Source organism: Pedobacter heparinus, from assembly GCF_032678725.1.
GTDB lineage: Bacteria > Bacteroidota > Bacteroidia > Sphingobacteriales > Sphingobacteriaceae > Pedobacter > Pedobacter heparinus_A.
The window spans coordinates 94,178-108,666 of sequence record NZ_JAVTSC010000016.1 but is presented as its reverse complement, the minus strand read 5'-3'; the positions used below and the strand labels follow the sequence as shown (position 1 = coordinate 108,666).

Below are 14,489 nucleotides of genomic sequence, written 5' to 3'. Positions count from 1 at the left end.
GGATTATAAACACGATTGATTAAAATGAACACGATATATAAAACACTGGTATTAATTGCGCTTGGCGCCATCAGTACCACCGTAAAGGCCCAATTAAACCCACTATCTTCCCAGTATTACACCAATCAGTACCTGATCAACCCGGCCTTTGCCGGAGCAGGACAAGGTTTAAAACTGAACGGTGCTTACCGTAAACTCTGGAGCAATGTACCCGGATCACCCTTGACCCAGAACCTGACTGCCGATTATGGCTTTAACAAAGTTGGGCTGGGCCTTACCGTGAACAACGAAAGTGCGGGTTTGCAAAGGCAGACCAGGGTAGTGGGCACTTATGCTTATCACCTGAAACTGAACGACAACAACCATCAGTTGCATTTTGGGGTGTCGCTGGGTTTTATGAGCCAGCGTTTGGAGAATGCTGATATTTACGGCAATCCTAACGACCCGATGGTGGGCCAGTACAATGACCGTAAAACTTACCTGGATGGAGATTTCGGATTTGCTTACACGTCTGACAAGCTGAGCGTTCAGGCTTCCATACCAAATTTGAAAAGTGTATTGAAAAAGGATGTGATCAAACTGGCTGATGTGGCTACGTTTTACACCGCGGCAAGTTATAAGATTGGGATTAGTGAAGGGGCGGAGGGAATGGATGTAGAGCCCAAGGTAGCCTACAGGGGTGTAAAAGGTTTTGACAATATCTGGGATGCAGGTGCGCAGTTGTCTATTGCCAACCAGCAAGTATTTTTAATGGCCATGTACCACAGCACTGAAAACGGGACTTTTGGTTTAGGTATGGATTTTAAGAAGAAATACCTGATAAGCGGAACTTATACCACCCAGACTTCGGCATTGAGCAGTTATACCAACGGAAGTTTTGAACTGAACCTGAGGTTGAATCTGAGCAAGTAAAATTGAAAAATAACCGTTCTCTTCTAAAGCTGGCATATTCCTGATTTTTCCTTTGTAAAAAATCAGAAAAACGCCTATGCTTTTTCAGAGAAGGTAATTTTTCTTTTCAGGATGGTGCTTCATGGAAGAATGGATACTATTATCAATGTCTGGATGAAATAGAAGAAATTCTACAGTTACTGGTTCACCACATTTACAGGATTCCCATTTTTATAGGCACTCAGGTTGGCGATAGTTATCTTCATTAACCTGGTTCTCGCTTCTTTTGTTGCCCAGGCGATGTGAGGTGTGATGATGCAGTTTTTTGCGCCAAAAAGCGGATTGTTCTTTGCAGGCGGCTCAACAGAAAGCACATCGAGCCCCGCTCCGGCAATTTTACTGTTGTTCAATGCTTCGGCTAGATCTTCTTCAATAACGATAGGACCTCTTGAGGTATTCAATAGAAAAGCGCTGCTTTTCATTCGCTGTAAGTTTTCTTTATTGATCAACCCTTTGGTTTCAGGTGTTAAAGGGCAATGGATACTGACAACATCTGACTGTTCCAGTAGCTCGGGTATTTCTGCCCACTTAAAATTACTTCGGTGAGCCTGATCTGTCCGGTTCCGGCTTGCTCCAATAACTTTCATCCCAAATGCAGTGGCCACATCAGCAACCTGCCTGCCTATATGGCCAAATCCGATAATCCCCATCGTTTTTCCTGTCAGTTCAACCAGCGGATAATCCCAGAAGCAAAAATCAGGAGCGGAAGCCCAGCGGCCGGAAACCACAGCGTCACTATGGCGCTGCACATGCAGGCAAAGTTCCAGTAAAAGGCCAAAGGTCATTTGCACTACAGATGGCGTGCCATAACCTGGTACATTACTTACAGTTATCCCTTTTTCCCTGGCCATTCGGGTATCCACTATATTATAACCAGTGGCCAGGACTCCAATGTATTTTAAGTCAGGAAGACTGTTTAATGCCTCTGCGTTTACCGGTGTTTTATTGGTAAATATGACATCTGCCCCTTTTGAGCGTTCAACAACTTTATCTATCGGGGTACGGTCGTACAGGGTTACGTCACCGAATTGTTTTAACCCGTCCCAGCTCAGGTCTCCGGGATTTAGTGTATATCCGTCTAGTATTACGATTTTCATATTTAATAGTTAAATAATTAATGAAGCTATTACAAACTTATAATTTTCACAAACTTATTATTAATTATGGTGTCAGGTGGTAAAGCCTGACTAAACAGGGACTTTTGGTTTGGGTGTGGATTTCAAAAAGAAATACCTGATCAGCGGAACCTATACTACCCAGACTTCTGCTTTAAGCAGCTATACCAACGGCAGTTTTGAACTTAACCTGAGGTTGAATTTGAGCAAGTAAAAGGCAGGTCAGTTTTATTTACCCTTAGGTTTTTCAATAGCCTTTAGTAGTTCCCTGATATCTGCCTCTTCCAGACCGTAACCATCGGTTATTTTCCAGAACATGGTTTGTATGGTGTTGTAGGGTTTCATCCATTCGGGTTCTATATAATCAGGATCATAAACATCCAAAGGATTTTGATGCCTTGTAAGATTTAAATGGGGTTTATCTTCTAATAATGACAAAAATTTTAAAACTTCGGCATTGATGGCAACTACATACGGCATATGAGTACCCTTTCCAATAACATAATTACGGGTATCTGGTTCCTGATTATCCTCCCAGGGTAAACCTTTAGAAGAATTCATGCACGCAACACCTAAATATACAGTTATAGTGTCCTTTTTACCACCAGGTCCTCTTCCATTAGGTGGTACATTAATTCTTACCCTACCCATTAACATCCCATTTTGAATTCTACTAGGTGCAACATTAAGCATTACCAAACCAGGGGGGAATGTTAGCAGTTTGTCCTCTTTCCAGCTACTATCTCTCTCTATATTTACATCAACATAAAAAGTATTCATGTTGCCATGTAGTTTACTTAAATCAGGGTCAAATGGATGATCAGGTCTTGATACAAACCTTAAGCCTTTTGGTAGTTCAAATGGAATGCCTTCTGGCATATCATCACTTTTACCAAGACCCGGCAAATTGCTAACACTGCCAATATTGGTAAAAGAAAGTTCTTCTTCTTCAATGGGTAATTCTTTTTTCTTGCTGCATGAGGTAACAGCAGCTATCAGCAGCAAAACTGCTATCATATTGCAGTATATAATTGTTCTTTTCATGCGGGCAAATCTATACCAGCACAACATTAAGCAGCGTTTTTTTCGATCAAATGCAATAGCAGACGATCAAGCCTATAAAAAATCGGTTTAATCTCTTACCAAAACGCAAAGTCGGGTTCTGCTAATAAGGTATACGAAAGTGAATCGTTAGTCCACCTTGATCATTTACAAAAATCTGCAGCTTTTCGCCAAATTGATTTTCCAGTCTTTTGGCGGTATTTTTTACGCCCACACCTTTACCAAGAAACAGATCCTCCGGGTTTCCAATATATGGGCTTCCGGTGTTCTCAATATAAATCCCGGCCGCATTACTCTCCTTAATGCACCTGATGCTTACACTCCCTCCTTCAATTGATGGTTCGATACCATGCTTTATTGCATTTTCCACAAAAGGCTGAAGTAACATCGGGGGGATCAAAACTTCTTCTGCCCCTTCAGCACATTCAATCGAATAAGCCAGTCTTTTCCCAAACCTGCCTTTCTCCAGCGAAAGATAGGTATGCATAAAGTCCAATTCCTGTGACAAGGGAGCCAGGTCCTGCTGTGTACTCAGCAGCGCATAACGAAACGTATCTGCCAGCCGGGCAATGAGCACCCGGCTGTGTTCCTGTTCTGCTGGCAGGGATGCGCTAATGCTATTCAGGGTATTAAATAAGAAATGGGGCTGTATCTGAGCTTTTAACGCATTGATCTCCCCTCTGTAGGCCAGATCCCTGAGTTCCTGTTCCCGAAGTTGCTGCGCTTCACGCTCGCGAAAAAACAGGTCAATATGTAAGGAACTAAATACCTGGATATAAAAAAGTAAATTAGGGCCAATATTTTGGAAAAGCTGTTTGCTGCTCATTGCTGGTAATCCAACCATAGGGTTATACAGGTAATACAAACCCGCCCAAATGGCGTAATAAAGGAAAGCTGTAAGAATATGCAGGGCAAACCTGGTTTTCATCGGCAGATGGGCCAGCATACGGAAGTGCAACCACCATATCGGAAAACAAGCAATCGTCATCATCAGACAATCTATGCCGGTTTCCATAAGAAAAGCGGAACTAAATCCCTGAGCAAATAACCGGGGTGTTCCGTACAAAATGCTCATCACCAGCAGCACAAAGATGAACAGCGCGATCTCTCTGGTAGTGGTACGTTCCTGATGGGAAGCTGGCGGATAATGTTTCATTATACAATTTTAATAATTTTGTTTTGCATCTGCTGAAAAGCATAACAGCACTAAAAGGCCTTATTGATTTATGCTGATCTGTTGTATATTAGCCATAATAATTTTTAACTCCATAAATTAAGGGTAGATGTCCAGAAAATCTGTTTTGGTGATAGATGATGAAGATCACGGCAGGGTATTGGTTAAACAGTATTTAGCACCTTATGCTGATTTTTATGTCGCCGGCGAATGTTCAAACGGGGTCGAGGCTGTTAAGTTTATCAATATGATAGAGCCGGATCTGATATTTCTTGATATCCAGATGCCGGGGGCCAGTGGTTTCGAAGTACTGCAAAGAATTGATCACGTGCCGGATGTGATTTTTACTACCGCATTTGATAAATATGCGATCAAAGCTTTTGAAATCAATGTGATTGATTACCTGTTGAAACCCTATACAAAGGAACGTTTTGACCAGACAATCGCTCGCCTGAAGATCAAACCAGGGTTTCTTCCTCAGCTGGCCATGAACACGTTTCCCGGTGCTCAGCGTTATCCGGAAAGGATAATGGTAGCGCATCAAAATCGCTTTAAAAACATCTCTGTTCATGATATCATGTATCTTAAAGCCGATGGCGATTACACCGAAATATATACTGATGAGCGTTCGTACCTGAGTTCGTTCGGAATAAGTGCGATTGCTCAAAAGTTTGATCCGGCTAAATTTGTAAGAATACACCGGTCTGTAATTGTCAATTTAAGCTATGTGCGGGAACTGTACCGGGACATTGGAAAAACCTTTTTGGTGTTAGATAACGGGCTTGAATTTACAGTAGGGAGGAGTTACCTGTCTGCTGTTAAATGCATCATTGTTTAATTATAAATTGCAGTCATCTGATGTGAGGTGCCATTGGTAGCCTTCCAGTTGTAGGTTACCACTAAGCGGCTGCCACTGGATTCAACAACAGTTAGCACTTGTGCATCATTATCTTCATTAAGTGTTAGCTTTTTGCTGGCTTTGTCGTAAGTCCAGCTCCCGGTATGTTTCTCCTGTTCATCGTCTTCATCGCATTTTAACTTCCCGGCATTGCGCACAATAGTGCTGTCATTGCGCAATAACAGCAAATCGTCTTTTTCACAACCTTCCATTGTAGCCAGAATATCCGTTTCCTTTTTTCCATCTAAGTCCCAATCTATTGCTGGTGCAACAGATAGGCTGTACAATTTCCATGATTTATTTGTGAAAGAGCCAGATTGTTTACTGTCATTTGCTCCGGAAGGGCTGCAAGCTAACGTAAGCATGGTAACAGCCATGATTAATAAGTAAAAAAATAAAGGGTTAACATTGTTTTTCATTGGGATATAGTTTAAAATTTAAATAAGGGTTTATATAATAAAAGGTTATAAACATGTTTCTCATTAGTGTGCCCGGCAAAGATATTTTGACCTTGGATCTTATAATGAAACATTCGACGAGTAACCTTTGGACGAGTTAAATACTTAATAAGGGGGGATGAATAGCAATGGCAAGCTGCTCTTTATATTAAGACAAGTGTATTTTTACACCTTTATCCCTAAATAGACATCCAATCGTCATTCATACCTATGACAGCATGATGATCAATCCGGCAAAACGGAGCGAAGGCTTTTGTTCTGTTAATTTCATGTGATAAGTCATAATTAGTAATTGAATGTGTTACATACTAAATAGTTAGATCTTGCCGAGGTAGTATGATAAATTAAAAATATTGCTTCGCTAAGCTTCGCAGGTTCTTACCTTACACCATTTCAATGCTTACAGGGCCGATGATTGACATTATGGGAGGAGAATTCCAACTGCCCAAAGTGAGGTGTATAAAACGATAGATGGAATACCGCATATGCATGGGGATGTGCTATTTTGGAGTGTTCCGGGTGGTTTTAATGTGATTATATTGCCGAGGAAGGAATTTATAATTTCTAAATCATACCTAATTCATCTGCAAGTTTCGCTTGTCGGAGCCCTCCTTGATGTTACCGAACAAAAAAACAACGAGATCCGCAAAAATGATTTTATAGGAATTGTATCTCATGAGCTAAAGACTCCTCTGACCTCCATCACCGCCTATCTTCAATTGCTTTCAAGGGATGAGGACAAGGCGAATGCTTTTAGGGTAGCTGTACATCAGAAAACGAATGTGCAGATGAAAAAAATGACCTCACTGATCAATAGTTTTCTTAACATTTCCCGTTTTGAAGCGGGCAAGATAGAAATCAATAAATCGCGCTTTGATACAAAAGAGCTATTGGTGGAAGTCAGCGAAGAACTCTCGCTAACGACTGAAAACCATCAGATTACCATTGTCTGTCCTGAAGATCTCAGCACCCATGCTGACAGGGACAAGATTGCGTCGGTTATTTCCAACCTGCTGAGTAATGCGATAAAGTATTCACCAAAAGGCAAAGAGATTAAAATCAGCTGTGCGGCGGAAAGTAAGGGTCAGTTGTTTTCGGTAAAGGATGAAGGTATGGGTATAAAACCAGGCGACCAGCCCAGGCTGTTTGACAGATTTTACCGGATTGCCACCAAACATACCCAGCATATAACAGGCTTTGGCATAGGTATTTATCTCTCTGCAGAGATCATTCGTTTCCATGGGGGGAAAATATGGGTAGAAAGCGAGAGCGGGGTAGGCTCTACATTTTTCTTTTCCCTGCCTGTTTAATTTACCATCGCATTAACCTATGTTAAAATCTTCGAGTGCAAATTCCAGTTTCGAAACAGGCAAGATCGAAAGCAATAATCGCGCTTTATTCTACCAGGTTTGCATTGAGGTACTTGCTCACCGCAGTTAGGTAATGTTGGGGAATATTCTCACATCCTTTGTGTTCCAGGTGATGTAAGTCTTTAGCGTCAGCTTCGATAAAGACTCCGGAATTTCCTTTATATTTTAAAAATCCAAGGTCAAAGAAACGTTCGTGTACAACGGATGAATTGTCCTGATTTTTCAACAGCATTATTTTTACAGATAGAGTCAACTTGTTGATCAATAGCCATTTATATTTCCTTTCGCCAGTCGTTCCTTTATAAGTAGAAATCTCCAGAATGCATAGGTTCGTATTCTCAAAAAAATCGTGGCAATCAAAATCAGGCAGTCCGTTCATAAAAAAATAGTGTAATTTTATTTGGAGTGAGTGTGCAGCAATTATGCCAGTTGTGTGCTATCAGTCGATTCACTGGAATTGGTCTAGTCAGGATATACTCGAGGAGAGCGTTTTAGCTGTGTTTACGGTGATCATGTCTTTAAGTACTTGCTTTTTACAACAAAAGCAGTTTGCAGTTCCTCGCCCGGTTGAATGTGGTGTGAACTGCTATTAAAGTTATTGATGTACAGCGGGCATTTTTTATTGGGGCATATTATTTCCTATATTCGGGAGTCTTAATTACGTTTCTATGCTCAATCTGTTAGCTGATACTGAATTGCTTATCAATGTGCCAGATTTAATCACAGGCATGTTTTTAGCTAATCTATTATTTACATCGCAAGGAGTTTGCCAACAGCTCTAAAATTGCTTTTGGATTGATGTACTATCCCGATTCCATACAAATGATGCAGAATTATTGGTCAATAGCGGTGTAGAGCTGGGGTTAGGTGCAGGGCGCGGATTGATAAGTTGAAAATTTTTAGGTAATAAAAAAAGCCTTTGAGTAGGAAAGGCTTTATCAAATATTTTGATGGTACTGGATACTATAGTGCCTCGATTTCTTCCATGGAAAGTTTTGTCGTTTTAGCAATGAATTCAATTGCCAATCCCTCTTTTTTGAGTTCACTGGCAATAGTGGTTTAAAACGCAAAACGCTTAGCACCTCCGTCGACTACCACCACGGTGCCTGTTACATATCTGGCCCGCGGGGATACAAGAAAGGTGGCCATATTAGCCATGTCTTTTGGATCACCAAAATCTTGTAATGGAATTTCAAGAGTAGCGTATGCTTTGCGTTCATCAGGAGTGAAAATCCTGCGTGTATTTTCTGTATCGATAAGTCCCGGCTGTAAACAGTTCACGGTTATGCCATGTCGACCCAGTTGACTAGCAAGCTGTTTCGACCACATTACCACCGCTGCTTTGGCAATTGATGAAACATTGATTGAGCGTAGTTCATAAGTACTTGTTATATTTAAAATGCTTCCGGATTTATGCATGAGCATATGTGGAAGTAAAGCATGGGTCAATTTCCTTGGAGCCTCAAAATCAAGCGCCATGGAATCAATCCATTGTTGTTCCCCTCCGACTATGTCAACAGGCTGACTTTTCCCCGCATTATTAATTAAAATATCCACCCGTCCAAATTCGGCAATTGCAGCCTCAGCTATGATTTCCGGTCCGTCATGTAAAACAATATCCTGTATGAATGTAACTGGAACAGTACCACCTTCTTTTTCAATTTCAGTTTTAAGGGATCCGAGTAAAACTTCATTTCTTGCTACTGCGAAAACTTTTACGCCCTCAAGCGCTAATTCTTTAGTAATTGCGCGGCCAATGCCTTGGCTCGCTCCTGTGATGACAGCTGTTTTTCCTTTAAGGTATAAGTCCATATTGTTATTTATTATTTGTTGCGAAAGTAGTGTACAGCATTTATTTTTGTAGTTCATACTACTTATTGTATGCTACGAACAAAAATGTAAGTAATGAGCGAACGAAAAAAGAATTCAACTTTTACACAAAACGAAAAATATCTGATTGAATGCGATCTAACTTACGCGGTGAATAAAATTGACGGAAGGTGGAAGATTTTGATAATGGACAAGCTTGGGGCGCAAAAATTGAGATTCGGTGAATTGAGTAAGGTTTTTCCATTGATTACAGAAAGAATGCTTACCCTGCAGCTACGCACATTGGAGCAGGATGGATTAGTTAAGCGTACTGTTTATGCAGAAGTTCCTCCGCGAGTAGAATATGAGTTGACTGGGATGGCTGTCGAGATCTTACCTATTTTTAAACAATTAAGTATATGGGGCGCTAAACACAAAATGTCGGCAAAAGAAGTCTCCTCAAAATAATCCACGTATTGCAAAAGAAATACCGGATGGCACGTTTTTGTATGGCTTTTACCGGCCCTACAAAAAGTAGGGTAACAATTTGCAAATCGGATCCATGGATTTAAATTAACTAACCTGATAGCCATATTTCAGCTGTATTTTTGAACATTTTTCTGCGCCGCAAAAACTAAAGTTCAATTAAATGGTTATGCAGTTAAAGCATATAAAAAAACCTATGATTACAATAAATGTACAGGGCCTGGATAGGTTTGTTTTGGCCCAGGAGAGAGATTACGAAATTGCGTTAACTGAAGTAAGCTATGGCAGAAAAAGAACGCACTGGATGTGGTATATATTCCCGCAAATCCAGGGGCTGGGTTTTTCGGACACCGCCAAATACTACGACATTAAAGACCTGAAGGAGGCAACGGATTATTATCTTCATCCCGTCCTCGGGCCAAGACTGATAAAAGTTACCAAAGAATTACTCAACCACACCGAAAAAACCGCACAGGAAATCTTTGGCAATCCTGATGACCTCAAATTGCGGTCAAGTATGACTTTGTTCGCGGCGGTACCAAATGCTGACCCAGTGTTTCAGCAAGTTATCGATCAATTTTTCGATGGGGAGCGCGACCAGAAAACCCAGCGGATACTCGGCCTGTAAGCACATGGACATCCTTTAAATACGGCATTCAAAAAATGTATTAAAAGATCCTGATGAGGTTCTTTTATCCTAACCGATCTGAGTGTGGTTTGTTTTAAATAAACTAAAAACTAATTACTGCAAAAACTTGATTTTGTAAATTGGAATAAAAAATAGCCCCGCAGTTGCAGGGCTATCTTATTTGTACACATTGTACTCAATTCCTTAAGGGATTTTTTGAGCTTTGCCTGGCTTTTAGCAGGTCTGTTTGCGCAGGATTTTGATTATTTTAATTCGGCCTGAATAGAAGTAATCAGTTCTAAATGATGCTGAACAACAGGTGAAGTCTTGGCTGCGAAGCCTTTCAGTTCTGCGTCCTGAAGCTTGGTGCTACCATCTACCATCAATGCAAGGGTCTTTTCATGACCTTCAACCATGGCTGCAGCGTAGGCTTTATCAAAATCAGCACCTGATTTTGATTTAAGCTCCTCCAGCTTGGCCTGGTGCTCCTGGTCAAGTGCAGCAGGTAATTTCATGTTTTTGGCTGTAGCTATTGTCTTCAGCTCTTCATTTGCCTTTCCGTGATCTTTTACCATCATGTTGGCAAAATCTTTCAGTTTTGCATTCCTGGTTTTTTCCAGTGCGAGTTTACAGAACTCTACTTCAGCCATTCCGCCCACGGCGGCCTTATTCGCAAATGTAGTTTCGTTTAGTCCGGTGTCTGCTGGCAATGTTTCCGGAGCCATTGTAGTATCTGTTGTCATTGTTGAACTATCAGCATCATCATCTGCGTTGTTTGCACTGTTGCCGCAACCCTGGAAGCTGAATACCGCTCCTGTGATTGCTATTGCGTAAAATAATTTTTTCATAAGTTTTTTGTTTTGGTATTTCATAACCATCTACCAGACAGTTTGTTTTGAAATTTACGCACGATAGGTTATATGGTCTTGATCAGATATCACGCTCGCTACCCGAACCCGGTTTTTTGTATGGCTTTTACCAGCCTGGAAATAATGGGTAGAAATTTAATGGGAGGGTGGATCTATAGTTTGAAACATATCTCATATGCAGGTGTTATTAGGTTCTAAGATTTATTGTTATGGAAAACATTGTTGAGATGCATGAAGAAGAAGTGTTTAGCCCTGAACCGTATAAGTTTAATCCTGACCCTGCCCAGGAGCAACCAGGTCTGGATGATGGGGATACTGATGAGGCGGACGAAGCCGGTTATACACCAGGGGAAACTGAATATGCCGATGGTGAGGGGACACGTTTAGATCAGGAAATTGAAAACCCGGAGGATGATGAGCAGAACGATGAATGAATTTCTGAGTTGGGCCATTCTTAAAGCGAATAAGTTCATATTGTATTACCGGTGAAAAGCCGCCAATTGCCTCCGGGTTTTTGTATGGCTTTTCCGGTCATATAATCAATATGCCGTAGTTATCATCGATGGTTAAAGGTTCATTAATTTCCTGATTGAGGCCAGGTGAGCAAAAAGAACTAATGGAACGATAAAGGAAGGTAGCCAGCTGAAAGGGAAATTTAAGATTCCCTTTTTTTTAGTGGTGAAAATTAAAATGATTGAAATAATTGCCGGAACAACTCCGAAAACAATGATTTTTGGTGGTATAGATTCTGGGAAACTTGCATATAGCCCATTTAGACTAAGAAAACTTTGTAAAGCAAGCCAGATAATGATTGTACCTGTAATTCCCCAGGGGGGCACTGCTACCAACTGGTTTTGATGGGGCAGGGATATTCTTAACGAATTATTGAATAAAAAATTCGACAATTCGGTAAATATTATTGGCATTCCCCATAATTGTCATTCCGCGCCTGTGCAGTAATATTTCGCACTACATTGTCTAAGTTCTTAGCTGCTTTTTTCAACAGGTCCAGGATATCTGCATTACATGTGGTGTCTTTGTTTTCTATAACCAGGTCTACAAGGCCTAATATATTGGAAAGTGGCGCTCTTACCTCGTGCGAATGCATCCATGATATCTTTTTCAGTTGTTCATTCTGTTTTTCAATCATCTTCATGTACATTAATTGCTCCATCTGATTTTTTTTCTGCTCAGTAATGTCAACAAAATAAACAGCCAGACCGTCTTTTTTGGGATATACATGCATATCTCCCCAAACACCAAGTGCTGTATAACATTCTTCAAAATGTACGCTTACTTTTTCTTTTAATGCACGTTCATATTCCTGGTAAAACTTTCCTTCTTTTGATCTGGGAAAGAACTCCCAGAGGTTTTTCCCTAACAAATCGGCTCTTTTACAGTTTAAGATCCGTTCTGCCTCTTTGTTGATATAAGTGACTTCCCAGTTTTCGTTCATGGCATAGAAGCCATCAGTGATACTTTCCAGAATATCAATAATTTCCGCATTCTTTTCTTTTAACGCATTTTCTGCCTTGACTTTTTGATCAATGTCGATTGCCATAACTACCCTGGCCACCCTGTTTTGGAAAATGTTACTATGCGCATATACATGAACAAAGAATTGTTCGCCGTTTTTGCGGATGTGTTTCCATACCCCATAATCGAAATAAGCAGCATTTACTTTTTGCACTGCTTTTTTGAAGCGAACAGCTTCATCCTCTGACCTGATTTGCAAGGCTTTTATGGAGAGAAATTCTTCTTTTTGGTATCCGTACTGATTTAAGGCAGCAGCATTGACCGCCAGAAATTCGTAGGTGTGGAGATCAAAGATGTACATTGGTGCCGGGCTTTCCTCAAAAATCCGCTTGAAACTTGCTGATTCTGCATCGTTCGGGTTGATCTTAAAAGGGATATTCTTCATTATTTTATACTTAATAGGGGTAATCAATGTACTAAAAAAAATGTAAATAAGCATGCCTGCTCTGAGGATGCAGAATTACGGTCAATTGTGGGAGATTGGAATGTTATACAGGGCGGCTGTAAAAAAACAAAGCCCCGATTTACGGGGCTTTAGTATTGTTAGGCTGTCCAGAATTTTGTCCTGCTTCAACAGCGTTAACCCTTATTCCTTTTCCGGCTTCAAGAAGACTTTGACTCAGGTTCGCTGTAAAATTCTGTATGGCGCCTTTTGTGGCGGCATAGGGCAGAAGTAGTGGTGTTGGCGAATAGGCCTGGACGGATGTTGTGTTGATGATACTACTTCCTGGGTTCATGTGAGGTTCGGCGGCTTTTGATAAATAAAACATAGCGTGGATATTGGTATCGAAAGTGCGTTGCCATTCTTCATCGGAAATTTCATCCATGTTTTCACGGGCCATTTGATATGCCGCATTGTTGACCAGAATATCGATTTGTCCGAACTCTGCAACTGCAGTGTCAATAATATATTTGCAATGGGCTGCAGAACCGACGTCACCTTTGACCAAAATGGCCTTTCGTCCGGCTTTTTGAATATATCCGGCAGTATTTTTGGCATCTTCAATTTCTGCATCGCTCAAAAATGAGATAAGCACGTCTGCGCCTTCCCTGGCAAAGGCGATAGCTACAGCTTTTGCATGAAGCACATAAAGAAGGTCATTTTCCTGAACAGCAAGGCTAACACGCTTCAACTAAATAAAAGAGCCGCCTTTTCAGGCAGCTCTGAAGATTGTTTTAAGGGCAGGTTACTTAATTTCAATCTGGCGGATCACCATTTTTGCTTCCTCGCGTTTAGGGATGTCGATGCAAAGTATACCGTCGGTGTATTTGGCCTGGATGCCTTCTGCGTTAGCGCTGTCAGGCAGGGTAAAGGCTCGTACGAATGAGCTGTAGCTGTATTCGCGTTTGGCGTAACTGCGTTCTTGCTGGTTTTCACCAGACTTTTCAACGGAGATAGATAGCACGTCCCGTTCCAGTTTGAGTTTGAAGTCCTCTTTTTTCAGGCCGGGTGCTGCAAGTTCCATACGGAAATGGTCTGCGGTCTCGCTGATGTTGGCAGCTGGTACGCGTGCTACCATTCTGTCAGAAAAGAACGTGTCGTTGAAAATGGAATCAAAAACGGTGTTAAAGCCTGGCATTAAGCTGTTTTTGTTGTTGTTTTTTTCGGAATTAAATTTAACCAATGTCATAGGTTTTTCCTCCTTAATTTGATTTAATGATTAAAACTTACAATTAATTAAACTCTTTGAACTTCGCGTTCATGATAGGCTGAACAAGTGGAATGCCAATGTAGTTTTTATGGGTTCCAGCTGAAAAATTTTCATTCCTGCTGAAATTTTTTCAGCTTTAAATGTCAAAAATTCAGTTGTGCGTAGGTGTATAGAGAGAGGATAAGAGATAGGTACTTTCGTGTATTATAATTGCACGAATAATGCTAAACAGAATGCCATTGTATTGACCGCGATTGAAACCGGGGAGAAAGCTGCGATTGAAAAATATGATAAAGTACTCGACGATTATGCATCACACATAGATCACCTTGCTTTGCTGCAGCGTCAGCGTACAGGTATCCTTGAAGCCTTAAAAGAAATTGAAACGTATCACCTGCGTTTGGTACGGTAACACCGTGCTTTGTTCATCTACTTATGAAGACATATGGAAAATAAAGAAATGAACGATTTGGGGGCAGCA

The 14,489-nt window shown here is 40.9% G+C and carries 19 protein-coding genes; 8 read left to right on the top strand and 11 right to left on the bottom strand.

All coding sequences use genetic code 11. The annotated features are described in order from the left end of the window. The first annotated feature begins 24 nt into the window (after window positions 1-24). Window positions 25-912, top strand: coding sequence for a type IX secretion system membrane protein PorP/SprF (locus R2Q85_RS21175; protein ID WP_316813793.1), 888 nt, complete (start codon window positions 25-27; stop codon window positions 910-912). Window positions 913-1,088: 176 nt separating this feature from the next. Here the strand turns inward: R2Q85_RS21175 and R2Q85_RS21170 are convergent, their stop codons facing one another. Further along, window positions 1,089-2,048: a D-2-hydroxyacid dehydrogenase gene (locus R2Q85_RS21170; RefSeq protein ID WP_316813792.1), complete on the bottom strand. Its 960-nt coding sequence runs from the start codon at window positions 2,046-2,048 to the stop codon at window positions 1,089-1,091. Window positions 2,049-2,157: 109 nt separating this feature from the next. Between R2Q85_RS21170 and R2Q85_RS21165 the strand changes: the two genes are divergently transcribed. Beyond that, window positions 2,158-2,280 (top strand): hypothetical protein, encoded by a 123-nt coding sequence (locus tag R2Q85_RS21165; RefSeq protein WP_410478904.1) that lies wholly within the window; start codon window positions 2,158-2,160, stop codon window positions 2,278-2,280. Between the two features lie 14 nt (window positions 2,281-2,294). Here the strand turns inward: R2Q85_RS21165 and R2Q85_RS21160 are convergent, their stop codons facing one another. Both R2Q85_RS21160 and R2Q85_RS21155 read right to left on the bottom strand, forming a co-directional pair. Continuing rightward, window positions 2,295-3,110 (bottom strand): hypothetical protein, encoded by an 816-nt coding sequence (locus R2Q85_RS21160; RefSeq protein ID WP_316813791.1) that lies wholly within the window; start codon window positions 3,108-3,110, stop codon window positions 2,295-2,297. Window positions 3,111-3,231: 121 nt separating this feature from the next. Beyond that, a complete protein-coding gene (locus tag R2Q85_RS21155) occupies window positions 3,232-4,284 on the bottom strand; it encodes a sensor histidine kinase (RefSeq protein ID WP_316813790.1) in 1,053 nt (350 codons plus the stop codon). 127 nt (window positions 4,285-4,411) lie between these two features. On the opposite strand from R2Q85_RS21155, the gene R2Q85_RS21150 reads away from it, so the two are divergent. Next, the gene (locus R2Q85_RS21150) at window positions 4,412-5,140 is read left to right on the top strand and encodes a LytTR family DNA-binding domain-containing protein (RefSeq protein ID WP_316813789.1); all 729 of its coding nucleotides are present in this window, start codon (window positions 4,412-4,414) and stop codon (window positions 5,138-5,140) included. Here R2Q85_RS21150 and R2Q85_RS21145 read toward each other — a convergent pair. Then, on the bottom strand, window positions 5,137-5,619 hold the full coding sequence (locus R2Q85_RS21145) for a lipocalin family protein (RefSeq protein WP_316813788.1): 483 nt from the start codon (window positions 5,617-5,619) through the stop codon (window positions 5,137-5,139). The genes R2Q85_RS21150 and R2Q85_RS21145 overlap by 4 nt on opposite strands. A 494-nt stretch (window positions 5,620-6,113) precedes the next feature. On the opposite strand from R2Q85_RS21145, the gene R2Q85_RS21140 reads away from it, so the two are divergent. Further along, on the top strand, window positions 6,114-6,968 hold the full coding sequence (locus R2Q85_RS21140) for a sensor histidine kinase (RefSeq protein ID WP_316813787.1): 855 nt from the start codon (window positions 6,114-6,116) through the stop codon (window positions 6,966-6,968). A gap of 85 nt (window positions 6,969-7,053) precedes the next feature. Here the strand turns inward: R2Q85_RS21140 and R2Q85_RS21135 are convergent, their stop codons facing one another. After that, on the bottom strand, window positions 7,054-7,407 hold the full coding sequence (locus R2Q85_RS21135) for a hypothetical protein (protein ID WP_316813786.1): 354 nt from the start codon (window positions 7,405-7,407) through the stop codon (window positions 7,054-7,056). A 680-nt stretch (window positions 7,408-8,087) separates the two neighbouring features. Then, window positions 8,088-8,897 carry an SDR family oxidoreductase gene (locus R2Q85_RS21130; RefSeq protein WP_316813785.1) on the bottom strand — a complete coding sequence of 270 codons (810 nt, stop codon included), beginning with the start codon at window positions 8,895-8,897 and terminating at the stop codon, window positions 8,088-8,090. A gap of 36 nt (window positions 8,898-8,933) precedes the next feature. Here R2Q85_RS21130 and R2Q85_RS21125 point away from each other — a divergent pair, with 36 nt between their 5' ends. Both R2Q85_RS21125 and R2Q85_RS21120 read left to right on the top strand, forming a co-directional pair. After that, window positions 8,934-9,305 (top strand): helix-turn-helix domain-containing protein, encoded by a 372-nt coding sequence (locus R2Q85_RS21125; RefSeq protein ID WP_316813784.1) that lies wholly within the window; start codon window positions 8,934-8,936, stop codon window positions 9,303-9,305. 214 nt (window positions 9,306-9,519) lie between these two features. Beyond that, entirely contained in the window at window positions 9,520-9,951 is a 432-nt protein-coding gene (locus R2Q85_RS21120) for a DUF1810 domain-containing protein (protein ID WP_316813783.1), read from the top strand. Between the two features lie 263 nt (window positions 9,952-10,214). On the opposite strand, the gene R2Q85_RS21115 is transcribed toward R2Q85_RS21120, so the two are convergent. Further along, window positions 10,215-10,799: a DUF4142 domain-containing protein gene (locus tag R2Q85_RS21115; protein ID WP_316813782.1), complete on the bottom strand. Its 585-nt coding sequence runs from the start codon at window positions 10,797-10,799 to the stop codon at window positions 10,215-10,217. 230 nt (window positions 10,800-11,029) lie between these two features. Here R2Q85_RS21115 and R2Q85_RS21110 point away from each other — a divergent pair, with 230 nt between their 5' ends. Further along, a complete protein-coding gene (locus R2Q85_RS21110) occupies window positions 11,030-11,254 on the top strand; it encodes a hypothetical protein (protein ID WP_316813781.1) in 225 nt (74 codons plus the stop codon). 132 nt (window positions 11,255-11,386) lie between these two features. Here R2Q85_RS21110 and R2Q85_RS21105 read toward each other — a convergent pair whose 3' ends face one another. From R2Q85_RS21105 to R2Q85_RS21090, 4 genes are all read right to left on the bottom strand, one after another. Further along, entirely contained in the window at window positions 11,387-11,746 is a 360-nt protein-coding gene (locus R2Q85_RS21105) for a hypothetical protein (RefSeq protein ID WP_316813780.1), read from the bottom strand. Continuing rightward, window positions 11,737-12,741 carry a PAS domain S-box protein gene (locus tag R2Q85_RS21100; RefSeq protein ID WP_316813779.1) on the bottom strand — a complete coding sequence of 335 codons (1,005 nt, stop codon included), beginning with the start codon at window positions 12,739-12,741 and terminating at the stop codon, window positions 11,737-11,739. The genes R2Q85_RS21105 and R2Q85_RS21100 overlap by 10 nt, the downstream gene beginning before the upstream one ends. A 139-nt stretch (window positions 12,742-12,880) precedes the next feature. After that, a complete protein-coding gene (locus R2Q85_RS21095) occupies window positions 12,881-13,489 on the bottom strand; it encodes an SDR family oxidoreductase (protein ID WP_316813778.1) in 609 nt (202 codons plus the stop codon). Between the two features lie 54 nt (window positions 13,490-13,543). Next, window positions 13,544-13,987 carry an Hsp20/alpha crystallin family protein gene (locus tag R2Q85_RS21090; protein ID WP_316813777.1) on the bottom strand — a complete coding sequence of 148 codons (444 nt, stop codon included), beginning with the start codon at window positions 13,985-13,987 and terminating at the stop codon, window positions 13,544-13,546. A gap of 265 nt (window positions 13,988-14,252) precedes the next feature. On the opposite strand from R2Q85_RS21090, the gene R2Q85_RS21085 reads away from it, so the two are divergent. Beyond that, entirely contained in the window at window positions 14,253-14,420 is a 168-nt protein-coding gene (locus tag R2Q85_RS21085) for a hypothetical protein (RefSeq protein ID WP_316813776.1), read from the top strand. Window positions 14,421-14,489: the final 69 nt, after the last annotated feature.

Excerpts from the sequence above, each read along its gene's own strand:
- R2Q85_RS21135 (WP_316813786.1), bottom strand. The coding sequence starts at position 7,407 with ATGAACGGACTGCCTGATTTTGATTGCCACGATTTTTTTGAGAATACG.
- R2Q85_RS21110 (WP_316813781.1), top strand. The coding sequence starts at position 11,030 with ATGGAAAACATTGTTGAGATGCATGAAGAAGAAGTGTTTAGCCCTGAA.
- R2Q85_RS21155 (WP_316813790.1), bottom strand. The coding sequence starts at position 4,284 with ATGAAACATTATCCGCCAGCTTCCCATCAGGAACGTACCACTACCAGA.
- R2Q85_RS21120 (WP_316813783.1), top strand. The coding sequence starts at position 9,520 with ATGATTACAATAAATGTACAGGGCCTGGATAGGTTTGTTTTGGCCCAG.
- R2Q85_RS21175 (WP_316813793.1), top strand. The coding sequence starts at position 25 with ATGAACACGATATATAAAACACTGGTATTAATTGCGCTTGGCGCCATC.
- R2Q85_RS21125 (WP_316813784.1), top strand. The coding sequence starts at position 8,934 with ATGAGCGAACGAAAAAAGAATTCAACTTTTACACAAAACGAAAAATAT.
- R2Q85_RS21170 (WP_316813792.1), bottom strand. The coding sequence starts at position 2,048 with ATGAAAATCGTAATACTAGACGGATATACACTAAATCCCGGAGACCTG.
- R2Q85_RS21100 (WP_316813779.1), bottom strand. The coding sequence starts at position 12,741 with ATGAAGAATATCCCTTTTAAGATCAACCCGAACGATGCAGAATCAGCA.
- R2Q85_RS21130 (WP_316813785.1), bottom strand. The coding sequence starts at position 8,897 with ATGAACTACAAAAATAAATGCTGTACACTACTTTCGCAACAAATAATA.
- R2Q85_RS21115 (WP_316813782.1), bottom strand. The coding sequence starts at position 10,799 with ATGAAAAAATTATTTTACGCAATAGCAATCACAGGAGCGGTATTCAGC.
- R2Q85_RS21150 (WP_316813789.1), top strand. The coding sequence starts at position 4,412 with ATGTCCAGAAAATCTGTTTTGGTGATAGATGATGAAGATCACGGCAGG.
- R2Q85_RS21160 (WP_316813791.1), bottom strand. The coding sequence starts at position 3,110 with ATGAAAAGAACAATTATATACTGCAATATGATAGCAGTTTTGCTGCTG.
- R2Q85_RS21090 (WP_316813777.1), bottom strand. The coding sequence starts at position 13,987 with ATGACATTGGTTAAATTTAATTCCGAAAAAAACAACAACAAAAACAGC.
- R2Q85_RS21105 (WP_316813780.1), bottom strand. The coding sequence starts at position 11,746 with ATGCCAATAATATTTACCGAATTGTCGAATTTTTTATTCAATAATTCG.
- R2Q85_RS21145 (WP_316813788.1), bottom strand. The coding sequence starts at position 5,619 with ATGAAAAACAATGTTAACCCTTTATTTTTTTACTTATTAATCATGGCT.